Origin of the sequence: Ferrovibrio sp. (assembly GCF_002796975.1) — a bacterium.
Classification (GTDB): Bacteria; Pseudomonadota; Alphaproteobacteria; order Ferrovibrionales; family Ferrovibrionaceae; genus Ferrovibrio.
In genome coordinates, this window is record NZ_PEKV01000009.1 from 155,853 (window position 1) to 177,820 (window position 21,968).

At 63.8% G+C, this 21,968-nt stretch carries 25 protein-coding genes; 11 read left to right on the forward strand and 14 right to left on the reverse strand.

Translation table 11 applies throughout. The features are described from left to right. On the forward strand, window positions 1–948 hold a 948-nt coding region (locus CTR53_RS11390), incomplete at its 5' end, for an anhydro-N-acetylmuramic acid kinase (RefSeq protein ID WP_290813072.1). Between the two features lie 184 nt (window positions 949–1,132). Here CTR53_RS11390 and CTR53_RS11395 read toward each other — a convergent pair. Next, window positions 1,133–2,563: a hypothetical protein gene (locus CTR53_RS11395; RefSeq protein WP_290813074.1), complete on the reverse strand. Its 1,431-nt coding sequence runs from the start codon at window positions 2,561–2,563 to the stop codon at window positions 1,133–1,135. A 124-nt stretch (window positions 2,564–2,687) separates the two neighbouring features. Further along, on the reverse strand, window positions 2,688–3,143 hold the full coding sequence (locus CTR53_RS11400; RefSeq protein ID WP_290813076.1) for a GNAT family N-acetyltransferase: 456 nt from the start codon (window positions 3,141–3,143) through the stop codon (window positions 2,688–2,690). A gap of 231 nt (window positions 3,144–3,374) precedes the next feature. Between CTR53_RS11400 and CTR53_RS11405 the strand changes: the two genes are divergently transcribed. Then, complete coding sequence (locus tag CTR53_RS11405; protein ID WP_290813078.1) at window positions 3,375–4,106, forward strand: hypothetical protein; 732 nt, start codon at window positions 3,375–3,377, stop codon at window positions 4,104–4,106. Between the two features lie 59 nt (window positions 4,107–4,165). Here the strand turns inward: CTR53_RS11405 and CTR53_RS11410 are convergent, their stop codons facing one another. Continuing rightward, window positions 4,166–4,852, reverse strand: coding sequence for an alpha/beta hydrolase (locus CTR53_RS11410; RefSeq protein ID WP_290813080.1), 687 nt, complete (start codon window positions 4,850–4,852; stop codon window positions 4,166–4,168). A gap of 111 nt (window positions 4,853–4,963) precedes the next feature. Between CTR53_RS11410 and CTR53_RS11415 the strand changes: the two genes are divergently transcribed. The 3 genes from CTR53_RS11415 (at window position 4,964) to CTR53_RS11425 (ending at window position 7,367) form a co-directional block, all read left to right on the forward strand. Continuing rightward, window positions 4,964–6,106 carry a cysteine desulfurase family protein gene (locus tag CTR53_RS11415; RefSeq protein WP_290813082.1) on the forward strand — a complete coding sequence of 381 codons (1,143 nt, stop codon included), beginning with the start codon at window positions 4,964–4,966 and terminating at the stop codon, window positions 6,104–6,106. Between the two features lie 165 nt (window positions 6,107–6,271). Continuing rightward, window positions 6,272–6,598, forward strand: coding sequence for a ferredoxin family 2Fe-2S iron-sulfur cluster binding protein (locus tag CTR53_RS11420; protein WP_290813085.1), 327 nt, complete (start codon window positions 6,272–6,274; stop codon window positions 6,596–6,598). 10 nt (window positions 6,599–6,608) lie between these two features. After that, on the forward strand, window positions 6,609–7,367 hold the full coding sequence (locus CTR53_RS11425) for a sulfite exporter TauE/SafE family protein (RefSeq protein WP_290813087.1): 759 nt from the start codon (window positions 6,609–6,611) through the stop codon (window positions 7,365–7,367). Here the strand turns inward: CTR53_RS11425 and CTR53_RS11430 are convergent. Together CTR53_RS11430 and CTR53_RS11435 are read right to left on the reverse strand one after the other, a co-directional pair. Continuing rightward, on the reverse strand, window positions 7,364–7,627 hold the full coding sequence (locus CTR53_RS11430; protein WP_290813089.1) for an FCD domain-containing protein: 264 nt from the start codon (window positions 7,625–7,627) through the stop codon (window positions 7,364–7,366). The genes CTR53_RS11425 and CTR53_RS11430 overlap by 4 nt on opposite strands. Further along, window positions 7,617–7,937: a GntR family transcriptional regulator gene (locus tag CTR53_RS11435; protein WP_290813091.1), complete on the reverse strand. Its 321-nt coding sequence runs from the start codon at window positions 7,935–7,937 to the stop codon at window positions 7,617–7,619. Before CTR53_RS11435 ends, CTR53_RS11430 begins: the two co-directional genes overlap by 11 nt. An 87-nt stretch (window positions 7,938–8,024) precedes the next feature. On the opposite strand from CTR53_RS11435, the gene CTR53_RS11440 reads away from it, so the two are divergent. The 6 genes from CTR53_RS11440 to CTR53_RS11465 all read left to right on the forward strand — a co-directional run bounded on the left by CTR53_RS11440 (window position 8,025) and on the right by CTR53_RS11465 (window position 14,208). Continuing rightward, window positions 8,025–9,014 carry a tripartite tricarboxylate transporter substrate binding protein gene (locus CTR53_RS11440; RefSeq protein ID WP_290813093.1) on the forward strand — a complete coding sequence of 330 codons (990 nt, stop codon included), beginning with the start codon at window positions 8,025–8,027 and terminating at the stop codon, window positions 9,012–9,014. Between the two features lie 61 nt (window positions 9,015–9,075). After that, window positions 9,076–10,815, forward strand: a complete 1,740-nt coding sequence (araD, locus tag CTR53_RS11445; RefSeq protein ID WP_290813095.1) for an L-arabinonate dehydratase — start codon at window positions 9,076–9,078, stop codon at window positions 10,813–10,815. A 9-nt stretch (window positions 10,816–10,824) separates the two neighbouring features. Beyond that, a complete protein-coding gene (locus CTR53_RS11450) occupies window positions 10,825–11,766 on the forward strand; it encodes an SMP-30/gluconolactonase/LRE family protein (RefSeq protein ID WP_290813098.1) in 942 nt (313 codons plus the stop codon). A 17-nt stretch (window positions 11,767–11,783) separates the two neighbouring features. Further along, window positions 11,784–12,500, forward strand: coding sequence for a ribonuclease activity regulator RraA (locus tag CTR53_RS11455; protein WP_290813100.1), 717 nt, complete (start codon window positions 11,784–11,786; stop codon window positions 12,498–12,500). A 373-nt stretch (window positions 12,501–12,873) separates the two neighbouring features. Further along, on the forward strand, window positions 12,874–13,710 hold the full coding sequence (locus CTR53_RS11460; protein ID WP_290813102.1) for a ferredoxin--NADP reductase: 837 nt from the start codon (window positions 12,874–12,876) through the stop codon (window positions 13,708–13,710). Window positions 13,711–13,821: 111 nt separating this feature from the next. Further along, a complete protein-coding gene (locus tag CTR53_RS11465; RefSeq protein WP_290813104.1) occupies window positions 13,822–14,208 on the forward strand; it encodes a TfoX/Sxy family protein in 387 nt (128 codons plus the stop codon). Window positions 14,209–14,345: 137 nt separating this feature from the next. On the opposite strand, the gene CTR53_RS11470 is transcribed toward CTR53_RS11465, so the two are convergent. The 9 genes from CTR53_RS11470 to CTR53_RS11510 form a co-directional block, all read right to left on the reverse strand. After that, a complete protein-coding gene (locus CTR53_RS11470; RefSeq protein ID WP_290813106.1) occupies window positions 14,346–14,534 on the reverse strand; it encodes a DUF2783 domain-containing protein in 189 nt (62 codons plus the stop codon). Between the two features lie 2 nt (window positions 14,535–14,536). Further along, complete coding sequence (gene paaI, locus CTR53_RS11475; protein WP_290813109.1) at window positions 14,537–14,971, reverse strand: hydroxyphenylacetyl-CoA thioesterase PaaI; 435 nt, start codon at window positions 14,969–14,971, stop codon at window positions 14,537–14,539. Then, window positions 14,968–15,759, reverse strand: a complete 792-nt coding sequence (locus CTR53_RS11480; RefSeq protein WP_290813111.1) for an enoyl-CoA hydratase-related protein — start codon at window positions 15,757–15,759, stop codon at window positions 14,968–14,970. The genes paaI and CTR53_RS11480 overlap by 4 nt, the downstream gene beginning before the upstream one ends. A 39-nt stretch (window positions 15,760–15,798) precedes the next feature. Further along, window positions 15,799–16,863: a GGDEF domain-containing protein gene (locus CTR53_RS11485; protein ID WP_290813113.1), complete on the reverse strand. Its 1,065-nt coding sequence runs from the start codon at window positions 16,861–16,863 to the stop codon at window positions 15,799–15,801. A gap of 106 nt (window positions 16,864–16,969) precedes the next feature. Then, a complete protein-coding gene (locus CTR53_RS11490) occupies window positions 16,970–17,680 on the reverse strand; it encodes an ABC transporter ATP-binding protein (protein ID WP_290813115.1) in 711 nt (236 codons plus the stop codon). Window positions 17,681–17,685: 5 nt separating this feature from the next. Continuing rightward, entirely contained in the window at window positions 17,686–18,444 is a 759-nt protein-coding gene (locus CTR53_RS11495) for an ABC transporter ATP-binding protein (protein WP_290813117.1), read from the reverse strand. Then, entirely contained in the window at window positions 18,437–19,570 is a 1,134-nt protein-coding gene (locus CTR53_RS11500; protein WP_290813120.1) for a branched-chain amino acid ABC transporter permease, read from the reverse strand. The genes CTR53_RS11495 and CTR53_RS11500 overlap by 8 nt, the downstream gene beginning before the upstream one ends. Before the next feature lie 12 nt (window positions 19,571–19,582). Next, on the reverse strand, window positions 19,583–20,500 hold the full coding sequence (locus CTR53_RS11505; protein ID WP_290813122.1) for a branched-chain amino acid ABC transporter permease: 918 nt from the start codon (window positions 20,498–20,500) through the stop codon (window positions 19,583–19,585). 70 nt (window positions 20,501–20,570) lie between these two features. Beyond that, window positions 20,571–21,761, reverse strand: coding sequence for an ABC transporter substrate-binding protein (locus CTR53_RS11510; RefSeq protein WP_290813123.1), 1,191 nt, complete (start codon window positions 21,759–21,761; stop codon window positions 20,571–20,573). Between the last annotated feature and the right edge of the window lie 207 nt (window positions 21,762–21,968).

The following is a 21,968-nucleotide window of genomic DNA, read 5'->3' on the forward strand; positions in this document are numbered from 1 at the left end:
AACGATGGTCCCGGACATGCGCTCGGTTTAAGCCGCGACCTCGCCGTGGCGCATGCCGATGCCGTGCAGGCGCTGTTGGGCAAGGCCGGCATGGCGGCGAAAGATGTCGCCTGGCTCGGCTTCCATGGCCATACCCTGCTGCATCGTCCGGGTGAGCGACGGACATGGCAGGTGGGCGACGGCGCGCTGCTGGGCAAACTTACCGGCATCAGTGTGGTGAGCGACTTCCGCAGCCAGGATGTGGCGATGGGCGGGCAGGGCGCGCCGCTGGTGCCGCTCTATCATGCGGCGCTGGCAAAACATGCCGGCCTCGCGCCGCCCTTGCTGGTGCTCAATCTCGGCGGCGTCGGCAACGTGACGTACATCGGTGGTGACAGCGAAAATGACCTGATCGCCTTCGACACCGGCCCGGGCAATGCGCTGATCGACGACTGGATGCTGCGGCATGCCAATGCAACGCACGATGAAAGCGGAAAAACGGCGGCGGCCGGCGCGGTGAACGCGGATCGTCTCGCGCGCCTGCTCGATCATCCGTATTTCGCGCAGCGCCCGCCGAAATCGCTCGACCGCAACGACTTCTCGGCGGCGGCCGTCGAGGGCCTGTCGGTGGAAGACGGCGCGGCGACGCTCGCGGCCTTCACCGCAGCGAGCGTGGCGCGTGGCTTAAGTCATCTGCCGCAGCGTCCGCTGCGCTGTCTGGTCTGCGGCGGCGGACGCCACAATGCCACGCTGATGAAGCTGCTGACCCAGCATCTCAACATGCCGGTCGAAGCAGTCGAGGCAGTCGGCTGGAACGGCGATCATCTGGAGGCCGAGGCCTTCGCGTTTCTGGCGGCACGCGCCGTGCGCGGATTGCCGCTGAGTCTGCCCGGCACGACCGGCGTGGCGATGCCGGTGAGCGGCGGGCGGATTCACAGGTTGGTTCCGGACGAAAAGGCGAGCCTCTGATACCGGCTTGACCTGCATGAATTCTGCCGTGATATTATAAATGTATGCCCACTATGGGCGCTTGAGCCAGTTCTTTGGAACTGGCGGGTGCCACGGCCGGCAATGAAGCTCGTGGCACCTTGTAAACGCCCTGCCGGAAACGGTGGGGCTTTTTACTGAAGATTGATCCGCGCTTCTTCCAGCCTCAGGCTGTCGCCGCCCGCTGCGGGATATGGTCGAAGCGCAGCGCCTGACGATGGCCGGGCGTGGCGATCTGCGGTGCCACGGCATCGCCGAATACGAAGCTGAAACCGGCATTGATGCCGAGTTCCAGTTCGGTGGCATCGCTCACGTTCCACAGGATCGATTCCATCTTGTGCCAGGCAGCGCGCTTGGCGAAGGCCGACAGCGCCTGGAACCGCATGGCCGGATCGGCGATGGCGGTCGGCAGCGAGGTGGCAAAACCCTGGCAGCCGGTCTGGGCGTAGAGGTCGATCAGGCGGGCATCCGGCCCGATATCCAGGATGCGCACGGCGCAGAAGCGCTGGATGTAATTGAAGGCATCGGCAATACGGCTGGAGGGCGTGCCGTTCGGGATATTGGTGATCACGATCGACAGGCTGCGGAACAGGCCGGCGGGCAGATCCTTGAAGCGGTCGAGATAGATGTTTCGTGAGCGCGAGGTCGCCAGCGTGGCGAACGACACCGGAATGGAGATAAAGCCCTTGTAGCCGCCGGTCACCATGCGATGCAGGCCGAGCAAAGCGGTGGTGAGCCGGTAGCGGTCGAGCAGGAATTCCAGTTCCTCGGGATCTTCCAGCATCGGATCGCGGGCATCGGCGGCACGGCCGGTCGGCATATGCGTGACATGCACGGTGTAGAAGGAGAAGGCGCGGCGCCGCGTGCTGAAATTCGGATAGAAGGAGGCTTGGCATTCCTTCAGGAAAGCGGCGCTGGTCTTTTTCTGGAACAGTGAGGTCAGCGACTGGTCGAGATCGGTGAGGTCCGGTCCGGCGCCCAGCATCGGGGCGGGCCGCGGCTGCGCGGTGTCGGCAAAGCCGTCATGCACCGGCTCGTCGCCGAACAGCAGCACGTCGCCGCTGGCCCCGCCGGCTGCATCGGACGCCTCGGTGCCACCGGTCTTCACATGCTGCAGCAGTTCATCCATCGAATTCACCTTGCTGGACAGGAAGTCGCTGTTGACCTCGGCAACGCTGGAGGAGATGCGGATGGCGTGTTCAGGCAGCTCGCCGAGGATCAGGCGCTCGGCTTCCTGCGCAATGGCGGCGGCCTTGGCCTTGGCCTGCGCATGATTGAGCTGCACGAACAGCACCAGGTAATCGTCGTTTTCGAGGTGGAAATGGGTGTCGCCGGCGTCGACGCGGTCGCGGATCACGCCTTCGACAATGTTGTGGATCGTGTCGCGGCGTTTCGGCCATTCGTCGCCAAGCGCATCGCGCACGGCCTGCAGTCCGATCATCTGGAGATTGCCAGCCTGAATTTTACGAGGGAGCTGGGCATTGCCGGCCACCACCCGCAGATGCGGCGCGGTGCCGGTACCGGTGCGGCGGGCCGGGCGGACATCCGCGGCCTCTTCGTTGAACAGGAAAGATTTCATCCGGTCGAAGACAGACATGGTTTATTTCCTCCGTGGCTCCACTATGGACCCGCCGGGTCAAACCGCGAGTTACTACCCGGTTACGCTGCAACCGGAAGGCATTACTTTTCGGATAGGGGGAATCGGGAGCGGGGCCGGGAAATCAGGCCAGCGCTTTCGCCATCGCATAGGTGGCGCCGCTCGGATGCGGGAAGTAGCCGAGGCGCTGATAACCGAGGCGTTCGTAAAATTCCACGCCGGTGAGCGAGGCCGAAAGTTCGAGCTTTTCCAGTCCGCGTTGCCGCGCGAAATCCTCGATGTGATCCACCAGCAGGGTGCCCAGTCCCAGCCGCTGGCGTTCAGGCGAGACGAACAGCGCCCAGAGCTGGCCACGCGCATAGGCCCCAGTGCCGACGATTTCGCCGTCGATCTCGGCGACGAAGACATCCTGGTTGCGGATGCGGGCCAGCACGCGTTCCAGCGAAAAGCCGGCATAGACGCGATTGATCTCGGTGACGGAATAATCCGCCGCATTGCTGACGCGCAACGTGCGCCGGATCAGCATCGTGATCGCTTCGGCGTCAGTCTGGTCGGCGGGGCGGATCGGGATGGCGAACATGCAGAGTCAGATAGGGATGGCTCTCGAAAAACCCAATCGTCGTTCCCGCGAAGACCGGAACCCAGTTTTGCCAACGTTCCGGGCTCCGGGGCTGGGTCCCCGCTTTCGCGGGGGCAACGGGGGGAGGGCGGGGATATGAATAATATCCTTACAATGTTCTTTTTTTGTTTACATTGCCGTCAAGCCGCGCTACCCTGATCCGCCTCTGGGATTTATCCGATGGAGGCCGTCATGGCTCTGAACGAGATCGATCCGGCGCACGAGACACCAAGCGCCGGCAAGAAGACGCGTGTACGCATCGACTGGAAACGCGGTGCCGCCCTGCTGGTGGCGGGCGAGGCGCCCGATGGCGTCGCCGCCGCACTCGGCATCACGCAGGACAGACTCTGGCGCCATCTGCGCAGCAGTCTGCGATTCCAGTTCCTGCTGCGGCAGGCGCGCGAGACCCAGTTGCTGCTCGGCCGGTTGCAGCTCGAAGCGGCCAGCAACGCGGCGGCGATCCGCTGCGCGCAAAAAGCCGAGAAGTCGCCGGCCGGCCTGTTCGAACAATTCAAATCCGCCAGCGTGCCCGCCTGGACGCAGCCGTCCTCCGTCGATGGCCGTGACATGGTGCTGCGGCTGGCCGACAGCCTGCGCCGCGCACCGAAACGTCCGCCGCGTGTCGCCAAGGCGCCGGATAAGGGTGAAATAAGCAAAAATAAGGATGCCATAAGCGAAAATAAGACTCAGGCAAATGCGGATAAGCCTGCTGTCAGTACCGCTGTAGATGCGGATAAGCTGCTGAAAGATCAGGCTGTGATGCCGCAACGGCCGTCGGCAGCGCCCACACCGTCCTCACGGATACCGCCCTACGGCAGGGTGCCCGGTCCGCAGGGCGGCGGCACCGTTCAACGCACCGATGTCTTTGGTCGTCCGTTGCCGGATGTGGAGATGCCAGCCCCGGATCGTCATGGCCGGGTGTGACGAAAGGCCCTCACCCCGACCCTCTCCCGCAAGCGGGAGAGGGAGGGTGTGTGTCGCGCTTACGACTGCTGCGTCGCCTGCGCGCCCTTGCCGGCGCGGGCCGAGGTCGGTGTGAAGCTGGTCTTCACATACTTGTCGGCGGCAGCGGTCAGTTCGTCGAGCTTGCCTTCGAAGAAATGGTTGGCGCCCTGCACCTTCTTGTAGTCGATCTTGATGCCCTTCTGCAGGGCGAGGCGCTGCGCCAGCTTGGCCACTTCGCCTTCGGCCACGATCTTGTCCTCGGTGCCCTGGATGATCAGACCCGAGGAGGGGCAGGGGGCGAGGAAGCCGAAATCGAACATGCCGGCCGGCGGTGCCACCGAGATGAAGCCGTCGATCTCCGGGCGGCGCATCAGCAGCTGCATCGAGATCCAGGCGCCGAAGCTGAAACCGGCGATCCACACGGCCGAGGCATTGGCATTCACGCTCTGCAGCCAGTCGAGCGCCGAGGCGGCATCGGACAGTTCGCCCTGGCCGTTGTCGAAGGTGCCCTGGCTGCGGCCGACGCCGCGGAAGTTGAACCGCAGCACCGAGAAGCCGCGTTTGGCGAAAACGTGGAACAGGTTGTACGTGACCTTGTTATTCATCGTCCCGCCGTACAGCGGGTGCGGATGCAGGATCAGCGCGATCGGCGCATTGACCTCCGGCCCGTGGGTATAACGGCCTTCGAGCCGTCCGTCAGGGCCGGGGAATATGATGTCAGGCATCTCGGTTCGTCACTTTGGCGCCTCTGGGGAGGGGCGGCGCTGGATAATTGGTTGATCGGGGATCAGTTTTACCATACTCGGCAGAGCGAAATTCAAGCCTAAAAGCAGGAAATGAACTCCAGCTACCTTGACTATAACGCAACCGCGCCGCTGCGGCCCGAGGCCCGGGCCGCCCTGCTGGCGGCTCTGGAGGCGCCCGCCAACCCCTCGTCGGTGCACCGTTTTGGCCGCACAGCGCGTGGAATCGCGGATATCGCACGTGGCCAGGTCGCCGATCTGGTCGGCGCCGAGGCGCGCCGGGTGGTGTTCACCTCGGGCGGGACGGAAGCAAATAATCTGGCGCTGCGGCTGGCCATCGAGGGCGCCGGGGTCAAAAGCCTGGTCATGACCGGGATTGAGCACGACTCGGTTTTGCGCCCGGCCCGCCATTCCGGCCTGCCGACCTATGAAGTGGTGGCAGGTCCAGACGGGGTGGTTTCCCTTGCGGCACTCGAGGCGACGCTGGGGGCCGCGCGCGCCGCCCATCCGGGTCCGGCCCTGGTCGGCCTCATGCTGGCCAACAACGAGACCGGCACGATCCAGCCGGTGGCCGAGGCGGCCCGGTTCGCCCATGCGCACCAGTCGCTGCTGCTCTGCGACGCGGTCCAGGCGGCCGGCAAGATCGCCGTCAATCTCAGTCAGCTCGATGCCGACTTCCTGACCCTCTCGGGCCACAAGCTCGGCGGACCGACCGGGGTGGGGGCGCTGATCACCCGCGACGACTGGACCCCGGCGCCGCTGCTTCGGGGCGGCGGGCAGGAGAAGGGCATGCGGGCCGGCACCGAGAACCTGTCCGGCATCGCCGGCTTCGGGGCGGCGGCGGCGGCGGCCCAGCACGGGCTCTACGGGATGAAAAACGTCGCCGGCCTGCGCGACCGCCTGCAGGCCGGACTGCTGGAGGCCTGCGCGGAGGCACCCGTCTACGGCGCCGACGGGCCGGCTGGCCGGCTGCCCAACACGCTCTGCATCGGCATGCCCGGGGTGGCGGCCGAGACCCAGGTGATGGCACTTGACCTGGCCGGGGTGGCGGTGTCGGCCGGCTCGGCCTGCTCGTCGGGCAAGGTGACGCCGAGCCATGTGCTGACCGCCATGGGCCTGCCCGAGGCGGCGGCGCGCGAGGCGATCCGTTTCAGCCTCGGCTGGGCCAGCACGACGGCGGATGTCGACCGCGCCATCGAGGCCTGGGTCAAGCTATGGCATCGCAAGCGGAAGTGATGTGTTGGATTATATATAAAGTATAAATATATGAAATATAATAATAAATATATAACACTTAAAGTAAAAAATGCTGCGGATATCCTGCCGGTTGCTGAGCGGCCCGGCAGACGATATATCCACCGCGCCCGCCTGCGCGGCCTTACGTCCCGGAGTCTTTGAGCGATGCCGAAAATGACCTTCATCCAGCCGGACGGGAAACGCGTCGAGGTCGATGCGCCCATCGGCCTGTCGGTGCTGGAGATCGCCCACAAGCACGGCGTCGATATCGAAGGGGCCTGCGAGGGTTCGCTGGCCTGCTCGACCTGCCATGTCATCATCGACCCCGAGTGGTATGGCCGGCTCGCGGCCGCCAAGCCCGACGAGGAAGACATGCTCGACCTCGCCTTCGGCCTGACCAAGACCTCGCGGCTCGGCTGCCAGCTGATCATGTCGGAGGCGCTGGACGGCCTGGTCGTCAGCCTGCCGACCGCCACCCGGAATATGATGTAAGTCTCCCGACGTGGATCCGATCTACCTCGTCGTCGGCCTGGGCGCTGCGCTGGCCGGCTTCGTCCAGGGCCTGTCCGGTTTCGGCTTCGCCCTGGTCGCCATGTCGGTCTGGGCCTGGCTGATCGATCCCCAACTCGCCGCCGCGCTGGCCGTCTGCGGTGGCCTCAGCGGCCAGATCCTGTCCGCCGTCACCGTCCGCCGGGGCTTCGATCCGAAACTGCTGGCGCCTTTCGTGGCTGGCGGGCTGCTCGGGATACCGGTCGGCACGCTGCTGCTGCCGCTGCTGGATGTCGTGCTGTTCAAGGCGGTGCTGGGCGGGCTGCTGATTGTGCTCTGCCCGCTGATGCTGGCGGCGCCCCGGCTGCCGTCGGTCCGGATCGCCAGCCCGGCGCTGGCCCGGCTGGCCGATGCCGGCTTCGGCATGATCGGCGGCACATTGGGTGGCATCGGCGGCTTTTCCGGCGTGGTGCCGACGCTCTGGTGCACCCTGCGGGGCATGCCCAAGGACAGCCAGCGGGCGGTGATCCAGAATTTCAATCTCGCCCTGCTGATGGTCACCATGCTGGGCTATGTCGCCACCGGGCTGGTGACGATGGCGACGGTGCCGCTGCTGCTGGTGGTGATCCCGGCGATGATGATCCCGTCGCTGCTCGGCGCGCGGCTTTACATTGGTATCAGCGAGGCGAGCTTTCGCCGCATCGTGCTCGGGCTGCTGACGGTCTCGGGCATCGCCATGCTGGTGGCCTCGCTGCCGAAGCTGGCGGGCTAGTCGCGGAAATACTCGGCCGGGTAATGCGCCCGGATGCCCTCGATGAAGGCCAGCGAGCGCGACAGATGCGCCCGCACCTCGCGCGCTGCCGCGATCGGATCGCCGGCGGCGATGGCCTCGACGATGGCGATATGGTCGCGGACGGTCTGGTCGACCTTGCCCTTCATCGGCAGATGCAGACGGCGCAGGCGCTCGATATGGCCGTTGCGCTTCAGCATCACGGTCCACAGGTCGGGCACGCCGGCAGCGTCATACATCATGCGGTGCATNNATGGAGCGGCGCAGGAAGGCGGCCTGGCGCGCATGGTCGAGGTCGATCCGGCTGACCACCGTGGCATGCTGCGGGAAGATATCGACCAGCGCCTCCTCGGCCAGCCGCATCAGCGCATCGCGGATCGGGGTCGAACTCAGGCTGAACTGCAACTGTAGCTCGGGCCGCGACAGCACCGTGCCCGGCACCAGGTCGAGATTGATGATGGCGTCGCGCAGCAGGTCGAAAACCTGCGGCGCCACCTGGCGCGAACGGTCGCGCGGCAGGGTGAGGGCGAGGTGACTGACGGTCGAAGCCATGCCTCTCTATAGCACAGATCGGATTTGACGCACTAATGCATTAGTGCTTTAATGCCGGCCATAAGAAAATCAGAGGAGGAAACCCATATGTCGAATTTCCCGACGCGCCGCCTTGTCGGCGCCGCCATGCTCGGCCTGCTGGCCAGTGCAGCTGCCTTCGGCACTGCGCAGGCGCAGCAGTATCCCGACCGTAACGTGACGATGATCGTGCCGTTCCCCGCGGGCGGCGCTTCCGACATCACGGCGCGCAACGTGGCCGCCAAGCTGACCGACAGCTTGGGCAAGACGGTGGTGGTGGAGAACCGTGCCGGCGCCAATGGCTCGCTCGGCGCCACGTTGCTGAAGCAGGCAGCACCCGACGGCTACACCATTCTGGTCGGTTCGATCGGCGTTTTCGCGATCAATCCGGCGCTGTTCCCGGATCTGAAATACGATCCGATGAAGGATTTCGACCTGCTCTCCGTCGCCGTCCGCACCCCCAACGTGCTGGTGGCGCATCCGGGCTTTCCGGCCAACAGCGTGAAAGAGCTGGTCGAATATATGAAGAAAAATCCGGACAAAGTGTCGTTCGCCTCGTCCGGCACCGGCTCGTCGGACCATCTGACCGCCGCGCTGTTCATGCAGAAGACCGGCACGGTTGGCGTGCATGTGCCCTATAAGGGCGGCGGGCCGGCCATCGGCGACCTGATCGGCGGCCATGCCAATGTGTCGTTCCAGAATCTCGGCGCCATCGCCAACCACGTGCGCGGCGGCAAGCTGAAGGCGCTGGCGGTCACCGCCAGCAAGCGCAACCCGGCGCTGCCGGATGTTCCGACCCTGGCGGAAGCCGGCGTGAAGGATGTCGAGGTCTATTCCTGGCAGGCTGCTGCGGCACCCAAGGGGCTTCCGCCGGCGATCCGCGCCCGGCTGGAAAAGGACATTATCGCCGGCCTGAAATCGGCCGAGACGACCGCCAAGTTCAACGATATCGGCTTCGATGTGGTGGCGAATACGTCCAAGGAATTCGAAACCTTCCTCGCCGCCGAGATTGCCCGCTGGAAAACCGTGATCGAGGTCGGCAAGATCAAGCCGGAATAACTGTTCGCTGACGACGGGGCGGGCAGCGATGCCCGCCCCATTCATTTTCAAGAGTCCCCCCATGACCGGCAAGAAGAAAACCCCAGATCAGCTCCGCAGCGCGCGGTGGTTCGCACCCGACGACCTGCGCAGCTTCGGCCACCGGTCGCGCATCATGCAGATGGGCTACGCCGCCACCGAGTGGACCGGCAAGCCGCTGATCGCCATCGTCAACACCTGGTCCGACATCAATCCCTGTCACGCGCATTTCAAGCATCGCGTGGAAGACGTGAAGCGCGGCGTGCTGCAGGCCGGCGGCCTGCCGATCGAACTGCCGGCGATCTCCGTCTCCGAAAGTTTCGTCAAGCCGACCACCATGCTCTATCGCAACATGCTGGCGATGGAGACCGAAGAACTGATCCGCAGCCATCCGGTCGATGGTGCCGTGCTGATGGGCGGCTGCGACAAGTCGACGCCCGGCCTGATGATGGGCGCCACCAGTGCCGGCCTGCCGATGATCTACCTGCCTGCCGGTCCGATGCTGCGCGGCAACTGGAAGGGCAAGATCCTCGGCTCGGGCTCGGATGCCTGGAAATTCTGGGACGAGCGCCGCGCCGGCAATATCTCGAATCAGGAATGGAACGATATCGAAGCCGGTATCGCGCGCAGCTATGGCACCTGCATGACCATGGGGACGGCCGCCACGATGATGGCGATCACCGAATCCATCGGCATGACATTGCCCGGCGCGTCGTCCATTCCCGCTGCCGATGCCGGCCATATCCGCATGAGCAGCGAATGCGGTCGCCGCATCGTGGACATGGTGTGGGAAGACCTGACGCCGCAGAAGATCCAGACTCGCAAGGCCTATGAGAATTCCATTGCCGTCGCCATGGCGATGGGTTGCTCGACCAATGCGATCATCCATGTGATTGCGATGGCGCGCCGTGCCGGGCAGGATATTTCGCTGGATGATTTCGAGATCGCCAGCCGTAAAGTGCCGGTGATCGCCAATATCCGCCCCTCGGGCGAGGAATACCTGATGGAGGACTTCTTCTATGCCGGCGGCCTACCGGCGCTGATGACCCGCATCAAGGACCATCTGCATCTCGATGTCGTGACGGTGACTGGTCAGACGCTGGCCGAGAATATCCAGCATGCCCAGGTACACCACGAGGACGTGATCCGCACCACTGAGAACCCGATCTATGCCGAGGGCGCGCTGGCGGTGCTGAAGGGCAACCTTGCGCCGGATGGCTGCGTGATCAAGCCGAGCGCCTGCGACCCGCGATTCCTCAAGCATTCCGGTCCGGCGCTGGTGTTCGACGACTATCCGTCGATGAAGAAGGCGGTGGATGACGAGAACCTGGAGGTCACCGCCGACCATGTGCTGATCCTGCGCAATGCGGGGCCTCTGGGTGGGCCGGGCATGCCCGAATGGGGCATGCTGCCGATCCCGAAGAAGCTGGTGAAGCAGGGCGTGCGCGACATGGTGCGTCTGTCGGACGCGCGCATGAGCGGCACCAGCTATGGCGCCTGCATCCTGCATGTGGCGCCGGAATCCTATATCGGCGGGCCTCTCGCACTCGTGCAGAACGGCGATATCATCTCACTGGATGTCAACAAGCGCACCATCACGCTGGATGTGTCGGATGCGGAGCTGGCCAAGCGCAAGGCGGCGTGGAAACAGCCCGAGGTGCGCTACGAGCGCGGCTATGGCTGGATGTTCAGCAAGCATATCAGGCAGGCCGACCAGGGCTGTGACTTTGACTTCCTCGAAACCGGGTTCGGCGCGCCGGTGCGCGAGCCGGATATCTTCTGAGGTCGCGCCATGTGGACTCCGTCATCCCGCTATCCCGATCCGGCCGTGCAGGTGCTGGACGACAGTTTTGCGAAACTGCGCCTGCGCACGGCTGCCGTGGAAAAGCTGGCCAGCGGCTATCGCTGGGCCGAGGGGCCGGTCTGGTTCGGCGACCAGCGCTGCCTAATCTGGAGCGACATACCGAACAACCGCATGCTGCGCTGGGACGAACAGACCGGTGCGGTCACCACCTTCCGCCAGCCGTCCAACCATGCCAACGGCAATACGCGCGACCGCCAGGGCCGCCTGGTGACCTGCGAACATGAGACGCGGCGCATCACCCGCACCGAATACGACGGCAGCATCACCGTGCTGGCCGATCGCTTCGAGGGCAAGCGGCTGAATTCGCCGAACGACATCGTTGTGAAGTCGGATGGCAGCATCTGGTTCACCGATCCTATTTTCGGAGTCAACAGCAATTACGAAAGCCGCAAGGGCGTCTCGGAACTGCCGCAGCATGTTTACCGCCTTGATCCCGAGAGCGGCGCGCTGAGCGTTGTTGCCGAAGGCCTGAACGGACCGAACGGACTCGCTTTTTCGCTCGATGAAAGCCGGCTTTATATCGTGGAATCGCTGGCTGCACCCAATCGCCTGATCCACGCCTACGACGTAACCAATGGCGGCAGGGCGCTGAGCAACAAGAAGCTGCTGATCGATTGCGGTGCCGGCTCGTCAGATGGCTTCCGTGTCGATACCGCCGGCAATCTGTGGTGCGGCTGGGGCATGGGCAGCGACGATCTCGACGGTGTCATGGTGTTCAACGCCGATGGCCGCGCCATCGGGCGGATCGCGCTGCCGGAACGCTGCGCCAATCTCTGCTTCGGCGGCGTCATGCGCAACCGACTGTTCATGGCCGCCAGCCAGTCGCTTTACGCGCTCTATGTCGATGTGCAGGGCGCCACACTCTCTTAGTCAGAAGGAAGCCTCTCGTGCCTGTTAAAGCCGAAACCATTGCCAAACTGAAAACCGTCAGCACGCCGACGCTGGCCACCGCGCTGTACAAGCGCGGCCTGCGCAACCAGTTCATCCAGGATGTGGTGCCGCTCAATCCGTCGCTCCCGACCATGGTGGGCGAAGCCTTCACCCTGCGCTACATGCCGGCGCGCGAGGATCGCAATCCGATCACCGTGTTCCAGAACCCGGAGCATCCGCAGCGCAAGGCGGTGGAAATCTGCCCGCCCGGCGCGGTGCTGGTGATGGACAGCCGCAAGGATGCGCGGGCTGCCTCGGCCGGTTCAATCCTGATCTCGCGCCTGATGGTGCGTGGCGTCGCCGGCGTGGTCACCGATGGCGGTTTCCGCGATTCCGCCGAGATCGCTGCTCTGAAGATCCCGGCCTTCCACAGCCGTCCGTCGGCGCCGACCAATCTGACCCTGCATGAAGCGATCGACATCAATGTGCCGATCGGCTGCGGCGATGCCGCCGTCTTCCCCGGCGATGTGATCGTGGGCGATGCCGACGGCGTGATGGTGATCCCGTCCGAGATCGCCGACGAGATCGCCACCGAAGCGGTCGAGATGACGGCGTTTGAAGACTTCGTCACCGAGCAGGTGCTGGGCGGCCGTTCGATCAAGGGGCTGTATCCGGCCACCGATCCGCAGACCAAGGTCGACTTCGAAGCCTGGCGCAAGCAGAAGGGCCGGTAAGGCCCTCGGCCGCCCATACCATCATCGTCATGGCCGGGCTTGACCCGGCCATTTCATGCAGGATTGCGAGAGATCCTCGGGACGAGCCCGAGGATGACGGGCGGGGCGTGTAGCCGGGCTAAAAAGCCCACTTGCGTGCCACTAAAACTATTTTATATTTAAAATACTTTGGCCGCCGCCTGCAATGAGGCGCTAGCGTTTAAACAATCCTGTGCTGTATATTGTTCCTAAACCTTGATTTTAGTCGTGGAATGCGAAATATGCGCTGTTCAGGCGGCCGGAATCATATTATATGTGTACATATGATTTAGGCCGTGAGTTCCGGTCAGCCCCATCGTTGTCCTGTGCTGTCCTCAAACGGATTCAAGAGCCCATGTCTTCCCAAGCTGCCGCCGCTGTCGTTCCTGCCACGCCGTCGCATCCGCTGCTGAAACCCGGCGGCAATCTGCGCGAGGAGGAAGTGACCTTCGTCCACCACTGGACCGACAGCCTCTTCACTTTCCGCACCACGCGCGATCCGAGCTTCCGTTTCATCAACGGCCAGTTCGCCATGATCGGGCTTATCGTGGATAACAAGCCGCTGCTGCGCGCCTATTCGATGGCGAGCGCCAATTACGAAGAGCATCTCGAATTCTTCTCGATCAAGGTGCAGGACGGCCCGCTGACATCAAAGCTGCAGCATCTGAAAGTGGGCGACAAGATCATCGTTGGCCGCAAGGCGACCGGCACGCTGCTGCAGGACAACCTGCATCCGGGAAAGACGCTCTGGCTGCTTGGCACCGGCACCGGGCTGGCGCCCTTCATGTCCATCATCAAGGATCACGAGGCCTACGAACGCTACGACCGCGTCGTGCTGGTGCATGGCGTGCGCACGGTGGGCGAACTGGCCTATCAGGATTACATCACGCGCGAACTGCCGGAGAACGAGTTCTTCGGCGAGGATGTGAAGCAGAAGCTGCTCTACTACCCGACCGTGACGCGCGAGGATTTCCGCAACAGGGGGCGTATCACGGACCTGATCCGCTCGGGCAAGCTGTTCGCCGATCTCGGCTTGCCGCCGCTCAGCAAGGAGACCGACCGGCTGATGCTCTGCGGCAGCCCGCAGATGCTGGCCGAGATGCGCGAACTGCTCGACGGCCTGGGCTGGAACGAAGGCTCGACCACCGGCGCCGGGCATTACGTGATCGAGAAGGCCTTCGTCGAACAGTAGGGCTGGCTTCACCCGGACGTGACAGGGCGGCGGAGCGATCCGTCGCCTTTTTTGTCGCAGTACGCAAAGCCCCCTTGGCCGGGTGCAGGCGGTTGGCTATCTTTCCCCGCCATGACCGCGAGTCGCGATTTCACCGCCTTTGTGCAGGAGCTGTTCGCCCCCCTGGGCGGCGTTGCCGTCCGCCCGATGTTCGGCGGGGCCGGGGTCTATTCGCGCGGCGTGATGTTCGCCCTGATCGACGACGATACGCTCTATCTGAAGGCCGATGCCGAGAGCAAGAAAGCCTTCGAGGCACGCGGTTGCGAGCCCTTTGTCTATGACGGCAAGGGCAAGCCGGTGCAGATGAGCTACTGGAAGATGCCGCCCGAACTGGTCGACGACGCCGACGAAGCGGTGAAATGGGCGCAGACCGCGCTCAGCATTGCCAGGGCCGAGAAGGCCGCCACCCCGCCGCCGTCGCGCCGGGTGACGCTGGGCGCCGCACGCCGGCATAGATAACGTTTCAGTCTCGGCTCTGTTGCCTACCTTACAACCGTCATTCTCGGGCTTGTCCCGAGAATCCATCTGCGTGTTCCGATGCGTGGAGGGTTGGGATGGATCCTCGGGACAAGCCCGAGGATGACGAAAAAGAAAAGTCAGCCGCGCGCGATCTTCATCGCTTCATTGAGCACATCCTGGTCGCCGACATGATTGGCGAGCAGCAGCACCAGTTTCGCCATCGCCTTCTGTGCGGCGGCGTCGTCCAGGCCTTCGGTCATTTTCACCAGCGCGGCATAGGTTGCATCGCCATCGGCGAGATTGGGCTCGGTGATCAGCTTTCCCATGCTCAGCCTCCAGGATTCGGAATCGTTTCGCCTGGCACTTCGCGCGACAGGCCGCGGAACAGCGCCACGGTAGTTCCAGCCGCATCGCGCACGGTCATGTCATAGACGCTGCTACGGCCGGCCGACTCCCGCAGTTCGGCGGTGGCGGTCAGCACCGTGCCGACGGCCACTGGCTTCAGATAGGTGATGTCGCATTGCTGCGCCACGGCATTGCGATTGAAGCTGTTGCAGGCATAGCCGAATGCGCTGTCGGCCAGCGTGAAGATCATGCCGCCGTGGCAGGTGCCGTGGCTGTTGACCATGTCAGGCTGCACGGTCATCCGCAGCACGCAGCGGCCCGGTCCCATCGACACCAGTTCGATGCCAAGTTTACGCGCGGTGAGGTCGCGTTCGGCGGCGGCCTTGCCGATCTTATCTGCGATCTGATGCGGCGTCATTTTCCGCTGAACTTCGCCGCACGCTTCTGCAGGAAGGCGGTCACGCCCTCGATGAAATCGCGGGTGCGGCCGGCGATCACCTGGCTTTCACGCTCGGCTTCCAACTGCGCATCCAGGCCGTTGGTGGCCGACTGGCGGATCAGTTTGCGGATCTGCGCCAGACCGACCGTGGGTCCGTTGGCGAATTTCGTCGCCACTTTCATCGCGGCCGGCATCAGTTCGGCGTCGTCCACGCATTGCCAGATCAGGCCCCATTCGGCTGCTGTCTCGGCCGGCAGCTTCTCGGCCAGCATGGTGAGGCCGAGCGCGCGCGCGGTACCGGCCAGACGCGGCAGGAAGAAGGTGCTGCCGGCATCGGGCACCAGACCCAGATTGCCGAAGGCCTGCAGGAAGGTGGCGGATTTCGCCGCGATCACGATGTCGCCGCAGAGCGCGAGGCTCATACCGGCGCCGGCCGCCGGGCCGTTCACCGCGCAGACCACCGGCATGTGATAGGCGGCGAGCTTGCGGATCACCGGATGATAGCGGTCGTGCAGCGCCTTGCCGAGATCGGGCATGCCGCCGTCGGCGCTGAGATCACCACTCGCGAGGTCTGCGCCGGAGCAGAAGCCACGGCCGGCGCCGGTGAGCAGCAGGCAGCGGATCGACGCATCCTGGTCGATGTCTTCCAGCGCCTTGAGCAGCTCGCTCATCAGTTCGAGGCTCAGCGCGTTGAGCCGCTCGGGGCGATTGAGCGTGACGGTGGCGATGCCGTCCTTCTTCTCGACGATCAGGGTCTTCCAAGCCATGCGTTTTCTCCCTTATGGGGATGAACGCTAACCGATTTGTCAGGAGCGGAGAACCGTCTCCGTAACGGCAGCGGCGTTGGTTTCCGTTGCGGCAACCACGCGGTTGCGGCCCTCGCGCTTGGCACCGTAGAGCGCGCCATCGGCCCGCTGCACGAAGGTGCTGAGCGATTCCCCGATGCGGAATTCGGCCACGCCGGCAGACACCGTGATGCGGCCGAGCTGTTCGCCGGAATGACGCTTGACCAGCTTACGGGCCGCGATCAGCGCGCGGATATTGTCGCCGAGCTTCACCGCCTGGTCGGCACGGGTGCGCGGCAGCAGGATGGCGAATTCCTCGCCGCCGTAACGCGCAGCCAGATCCTGGCCCTTCACGTTGTCGCTGAGCGTGCGGGCCACCAGCTGCAGCACGGTATCGCCGGTCTGATGGCCGTGGCGGTCGTTGAACAGCTTGAAGTGATCAATGTCGAGCAGCATCAGTGTCAGCGGCTCGCCGCTTTCCATCGCTGCCTTGGCCAGCAGCGACAGTGTCTGTTCGAAATTCTTGCGGTTGGCCAGGCCGGTGAGGCCGTCCGACAACGCTTCGCGGCGCGCCTGTTCAAAATGCTCGCGCAGCTGCTGCACTTCCGCCGTGGTCTCGGCCAGACGATCTTCCAGCGACTGGTTGCGCTCCTGCATCGTGCGGGTTTCCTGCAGCATCGCGCCGACCAGTGAGCCGAAGGCGGGCGCATGACCGTGCTGGTCGAGGCTGTCGGAGAAATCCTCCAGCTTGTCGCCATAGGCCTTGGTGTCCTGCTCGGCGCTGCCGACGAAGCTGCGCAGTTCGTCCATCGCTTCCTGCAGCTTCTCGGTGGTTTCGCGCGAGGCGCGCAGCATGCGCGCGGGATTGAGATACTCTTCGTAGAGCTGCAGCGTGGTGTCGGGCGTAAACGCTGTGCCGGCAGCCAGCAGCGCGTCGATGGCACGGCTCAGGGCCGGATCGCGACCGGCATGGTATTCGTACCAGATGGTGAAATTGATCGGGGTTGGCGGAATCGAGAACCGCGTCATGCTCGCGACCGCCGCGTGGGCGTATTCAGCCGCCTGATGCAGGTCGTCGTGGTACATACCGGGCTCCCTCGGCGCCAGCCGGTCTCCCCCGATCCCGTGCCTGCGCGCGCCTACTTTGCGGCGGGGCCGGGGCGTCTGTCCACGATTTTACCGACGAAATCGCTCAGATGCCGAGATAGCGGTGCTGGACGTCGGGTGCGGCCTTCAGGTCGGCCGAGTTGCCCTGCCAGACCACGCGACCTTTCTCGATCACGTAATGCCGGTCGGCCAGCTTGGTGAGCGCGCCGACGTTCTTATCCACAACCAGGATGGACTGCCCGGCCTGCTTGAGCCGCTCCAGGCAATGCCAGATTTCCAAGCGAATCAAAGGGGCAAGGCCTTCGGTAGCCTCGTCCAGAATCAACAGATGCGGATTGGTCATTAACGCGCGACCGACCGCCAGCATCTGCTGCTCGCCGCCGGAAAGCTGGCTGCCCATGTTGCCGGCGCGCTCGGCCAGGCGCGGGAAGAGTTCGATCACCCGTTCATAGGTCCAGGGCTGGGCCGATCCGTTGCGATTGGAAGCCGTGGCGATCAGGTTTTCTTTCACCGAGAGGTTGGGGAAAATCTGCCGACCTTCCGGCACCAGGCCGACGCCGACCTTGGCCACGCGGTAAGACGGCAGGCCGCGGATCTCGGCGTCGCGGAAGCGGATGCGGCCACGCGCCGCCGGGGTGAGGCCCATGATCGAGCGGATCGTGGTGGTCTTGCCCATGCCGTTGCGGCCCATGAGCGTGACGACTTCGCCGGCCTTGATGGACAGCGACATGCCGAACAGCACCTGGCTGCGGCCGTAGAAGGTGTCGATCGCGTCGACGGTCAGCAGTTCGGTCATCGCGTTTACTCCACCACCGCTTCTTCGTCGCCGAGATAGGCCTGGCGGACCTGCTCGTTGCGGCGGATCTCGTCGGGCAATCCCGTCGCGATGGCGTGGCCATAGACCAGCACGGTGATACGGTCGGCCAGCGCGAAAACGGCATCCATGTCGTGTTCGATCAAAAGGATGGTGACGCTGCCCTTGATGCCGCGCAGCATCTGCACCATGCGGGCGGAATCCTCCGGGCCCATGCCGGCCATCGGCTCATCCAGCAGCAGCAGCTTCGGCTTGGTGGCCAGCGCCATGGCGATTTCGAGCTGGCGATGTTCGCCGTGGCTCAGCGCACTGGCGGTGATGTCGGCGCGATGGGCAAGGCCGACCTGTTCCAATGCCTGCATCGCCGGTTCGCGCAGGGATTTGTCCTTGCGAGCTTCGGCCCAGAAACGGAAGGAATGGCCATCATGGGCCTGCACAGCCAGCGCGACATTGTCCAGCGCGGTGAAGTTCTGGAAGATCGACGTGATCTGGAACGAACGCGCGATGCCGGCGCCCGAGCGCTGATGCACCGGCATCGCGGTGATGTCCTGGCCCATGAAATGGATCGTGCCGGCATCGGGACGCAGTTCGCCGATCAGCTGACCGATCATCGTGGTCTTGCCGGCACCGTTTGGACCGATCACGGCATGGATTTCACCCTGACGCAGGTCGAGCGACAGGTTGTCGGTGGCAGTGAGGCCGCCGAAGCGCTTCACCAGATTGGAAACCTTGAGCACTTCAGTCATGACGGTTCTTCCGGCGCTGGATTTCCCACTTGGCGAACCAGGCCAGCGCACAGGCGGCAACCAGGATCAGGGTGGGGATCAGCCATTGATCTTCATAGGTGGTATGGATGCCGTAGAGCAGGAAGAAGGCGGCGCAGCCGGCCAGCAGCGTGCAGGCCTGGCCGCGCACCATCGCACCATCGATGCCGCCACGCGCGAACAGCACCACCAGGATCAGGATCGGGCCGAACACGATCTTCCAGTATTCGGTCCAGCTGGACAGCACCTCTTCCAGCAGCAGGAAGGCAACGGTGCCGAAAACGGGCCCAAACAGGCTGCCCATGCCGCCGAGCACCACCATGACGATCAGGTCGCCCGAGCGGCTCCAGTGCATCATCGCCGGGCTGATGAAACCGGTGAAGGTGGCGGTCAGCACGCCGGCCAGGCCACAGAGCATGCCGGCGATCACGAAGGCGGTGAGCTGGTAGCGATGCACCGGAAAACCGATCGTGGCCATGCGGCGGTCGTTCGACCGGGCGCCCTGCAGCACCATGCCGAAGCGCGAATTGACCGTGCGATGGACGAAGTAGATCGACGCCAGCAGGATCACCCAGCAGAGGTAATAGAAGGTCGGGCGGTTATCGAGGTTGAGCAGCCCACCGAAATCCGACCGCGTCATGATGTTGAGGCCGTCGTCGCCACCGTAGGCGAAGGCGCCGTTGCCGAGATAGTAGACCAGCTGCGAGAAGGCCAGCGTGATCATGATGAAAAAGATGCCCTTGGTGCGCAACGACAGCAGGCCGATCAGAGCTGCGACGACGCCCGAGATGATCACCGCCAGCGGCCACTGGATCCAGGCGGCGTGCACGCCATGGAAGGCGAGGATGCCGACGGTATAGCCGCCGACGCCGATATAGGCGGCATGACCGAAGCTGACCATGCCGCCATAGCCGAGGATCAGGTTCAGGCTGACCGCGGCAATCGCCATGATGACGATGCGGGTGAACAGCGTGAGCAGGAAGGGATCGTCGAAGACGACCGACAGGACCGGGATCAGGCCGAGGAAGCCGAGCAGGGCGAGGCCGACGACGAAGGTGAGGCGCGAAGACGTGGCGGTCGAGGCGGAGGAGTTGGAAGCGGACGACACGAACAGAACTCCTCAGCGGCCGGGTGCGGGGAACAGCCCGGCGGGACGCAACACCAGTACGGCGGCCATCAGGATATAGATCAGCATCGACGACAGCGCGGTGGCCAGCGTGCTGGCATCCGACGGCGACAGGAAGGCGCCGAGCATATTGGGCAGAAATGCACGCCCCATGGTGTCGATGATGCCGATGGCCAGCGCAGCGATGAAGGCGCCGGGCAGCGAGCCGATGCCCCCGATTACGATCACGACCAGCGCCAGGATCAGGATGTTGTCACCCATGCCGATCTGCACCGTGGTGACCGGACCGGCCATCAGGCCGGCCAGTGCTGCCAGCGCCGAACCGAGACCGAAGACCAGGGTGAAGAGCTGCTTGATGTTGATGCCGAGTGCGCCGACCATTTCACGGTTCGATGCGCCGGCGCGGATCAGCATGCCGAGCCGCGTGCGCTGTACCAGCACATAGAGGAAGGCGGCACAGAGCAGCCCGACCAGGATGATCAGGAAACGATAAGAGGGGTAGGGCAGACCAGGCAGAATCTCGATCTGGCCTTGCAGCCAGTTGGGCGTCTCGATGGTCATGCCGCCGGCGCCGAACATCAGGCGCGCGAGTTCGTTGAAGAACAGGATCAGGCCGAAGGTGGCCAGCACCTGATCCAGGTGATCGCGGGTATACAGCGTGCGCAGGGCGATGATCTCGGTGACGATGCCGAGCAACGCGCCGGCCGGTAGGGCAAGGGCTGCACCGAGGAAGAAGCTGCCGGTCCATTCGGTGAAGACGGCGGCGAAATAGGCGCCCATCATATAGAGCGAGCCATGCGCCAGATTGACCATGTCCATGATGCCGAAGACCAGCGTCAGGCCGGCGGCCAACAGGAACAGCAGCAGGGCGATCTGCAGGCCGTTGAGGAATTGCTCGAAAATCAGCAGCATGGTGTTAAGGGGTGCTCACTGGTCAGAAGATGCGCCCCGCCGAAACTGGCGGGGCGCATCGGGTGTCACATCACATCTTGCATTTGGCGGCGTGCGGATCGGTATGCGCGGTCAGCACGGTGCTGACAGTGCGCAGGTCGTATTCGGTATCCGACACCTTGTAGGCTTCCTGCTGATAGACATTCTGGATCGGGAAATTGTTATTCCCGAACTTGAACGGGCCACGCACGGAATCGAACTTCGCCGCCTTCAGGGCCGCACCGACAGCCTTCTTGTCCTTCAGGTTGCCCTTGGTCGCGGTGACGGCCGAGGCAATCAGGTTGGCGGCATCGTAGCTCTGTGCGCCATAGAAGGCCGGCGTCTCGTTATACTTCTTCTTGTAGTCGGCGACGAATTTCTGGTTCGCCGCATAAGGCAGGTCGGTGGCCCAGGTCGACGTCAGATACGTGTCGAGCACCAGATCCTTCTGCAGCTTCAGTGTCACCGCGTCGATGGTGAAAGCCGAATAGACCGGAATGTCCTTCTTCAGGCCAGCCTGACTGTATTGCTGGAAGAACTGCACGCCGGCGCGGCCGGGGAAGAAGACATAGACCGCCTCGGGCTTCGCAGCGCGGATCTTGGAAATCTCACCGGAGAAGTCGAGCTGGTCGGGCCATTTGGTCATGTCCTGGCCGATCACCTGGCCCTTGAACAGCGATTTCACGCCGTTGGTGCCGTCGACGCCGGCGGCATAGTTCGGCGCGACCATGTAGAGCTTCTTGACGCCCTTCTGGTTCAGCAACTCGCCGACCGCCATGTGGTTCTGGTCGTTCTGCCAGGAGGCAGCAAAGAAATACGGGCTGCAGCCTTCACCGGCCAATTGAGAAGGGCCGGCATTGGTGCCGATCAGGAAAGTCTGTGCATCCAGCACCGGCTTGTAGGAGGCCAGCAGCACGTTCGACCAGATATAGCCGGCGACGAAATCGACCTTGTCGCGCTGTAGCAGCTTTTCGGTCTTCTGCTTGCCGACTTCGGGCTTTTGTTCGTCGTCTTCGTAGATCACTTCCACCGGTACGCCGCCCATCTTTTTGCCGAGATGGTCGAGCGCCAGGTTGAAGGCGTTCTGCATGTCGCGTCCGTAGGCCGCGTTGGGCCCGGACAGCGTGGTGACGAAACCGATCTTGATCTTCTTCGCAGCTTGCGCCGCGGCATCATCGGCCGCGAAAGGGAAGGCCATGAGAGCGGTGGAAAGAAGAGCCAGGGTCTGGAAAGCGGGACGCATCGTTCGTGTCTCCTTCAGTGACATGCCAGCTGCACGGTGCATCGGACGATGCACCGCATTACGCAGTTTCTTATGCAAGCCCTTGGGAGTCCCCCGTTTGAGATATTTTAAGCATTAAATACTTGGCGAGGCAATCGAAGTGTGCCGCTTCAGGTCCGGATATGGATGGGGCGCCAGCCGCAGCCGGCGCCCCGCCATTTTGCCGGT